Origin of the sequence: Ruegeria atlantica, from assembly GCF_013033965.1 — a bacterium.
GTDB lineage: Bacteria > Pseudomonadota > Alphaproteobacteria > Rhodobacterales > Rhodobacteraceae > Ruegeria > Ruegeria atlantica_D.
Genome location: NZ_WQFE01000041.1, coordinates 1 through 1,421, shown reverse-complemented (window position 1 = coordinate 1,421; position 1,421 = coordinate 1). Strand labels below are relative to the sequence as shown.

General features: G+C 57.3%; 1 protein-coding gene. It reads left to right on the top strand.

Features of this window, described 5'->3' with window-relative positions:
• Positions 1–225 precede the first annotated feature (225 nt).
• Positions 226–1,404: an IS110 family transposase gene (locus GOW16_RS22585; protein WP_170419815.1), complete on the top strand. Its 1,179-nt coding sequence runs from the start codon at positions 226–228 to the stop codon at positions 1,402–1,404.
• Positions 1,405–1,421: the final 17 nt, after the last annotated feature.

The window sequence follows — 1,421 nt, the reverse complement described above, 5'->3', positions numbered from 1 at the left end:
TGCTGCCTTACCTCTTTTCTTAGCGGTATCGACGGTGCGAAGCTGTTGATACGCAGGTAACGAGGGTATGGTTGTCATGCTGGCTGTCCTCGATGGCTTAGGTCGCTGTGCCACCCTCGTTGCCGCCCCTGAATGACCGCTGATTACGCGATGCCCATGATGGCTATGTAAGGCGATGCAGGCGCGATGGGGTATGCGCGAGGCAGGCAACAGAGAGGTAGGGAGATGACGGTATGTATCGGAATTGACGCGGCCAAAGCGGTTCATTGGGCGGTTGGTATCGACGAAAGGGGTCGGGTTGTTCTCGACCGCGCGGTCGAGAACAACCCGGATGCCATTGATACGCTGATCGCCGATTTGCGGGGACTGGAAGGAGAGGTCGTAATCGGGATCGATGTTGTTGGATCGTTTGCCCGCTTCATGGAAGCCAGCCTGTTGGCGGAAGGCTTTGCTCTGGTTCACACCCCGGGCATTGCCGTGAACCGGGCTGGACAAGGCTTCTCGGGCGGGGAGCGCAAATCCGATCCCCGCGATGCCCGGACCATTGCGGAGCTTGTTCGCACACGCGACCTGCGGCCTGTCCTGGCAGATGATGATACTCGGGTCGCATTGCGTCTGAAAGTGGGGCGTCGTCGCGATCTGATGCAGGATCAAGTCCGCCGGATCGCCCGCATCCGAGGGCTTCTCTGCGGTATTCATCCTGGCCTCGAACAGGCATTTGACCTTTGCTGTAAAGGCCCTCTGGCATTGCTCACCCGCTATGTAACCCCCAGCGACATAAGGCGCGCAGGGAAAGCGCGCATTATCGCACATTTGAAGAAAACGCCGCACCTGCACGGCTGCGAGGCTCTGGCCATACGCGCCCTTGAGATAGCCAAGGCACAGCACATCATCGTACCGGGCGAAGTCGCAACAGCTGAGCTGATCCGCGAACTGGCATCCGAAGCTTTGGAGGCGCGGCAAAAGATTGTCGGGATCGAACGGGATCTCGAACACATTCTCAGCGACCACCCTGATTACGCCCTCATCCGCTCGCTGCCAGGGATGGGGGTGATCCTGACGGCAGAGTTTCTTGCGGCCATTGGCAACATCAAGCGCTTTACCTCGGCTGATGCGCTCGCAGCCGCTGCCGGGTTGGCTCCAGTTCAGCGCCAATCCGGAAAGAAAATGGGTTGGAGACGAGCCTATGGTGGGGACAAAGCACTCAAACGGGTCTTCTACCAAAGTGCTTTCTGTGCAGTCACTAAGAAGGACCCAATTTCCAAAGCATTCTATGATCGAAAACGAAAAGAGGGAAAGCATCACACTCAGGCACTCATCGCGCTTGCAAGACGACGTGTAAACGTCCTGTGGACGATGTTGCAAAGGCGTGAAACCTTCGATCCCAAACGAAAAGCTGCTTGACTTATCCATTACGCAGC

Coding starts and splice junctions, on each gene's coding strand:
- GOW16_RS22585 (WP_170419815.1), top strand. CDS start 226: ATGACGGTATGTATCGGAATTGACGCGGCCAAAGCGGTTCATTGGGCG.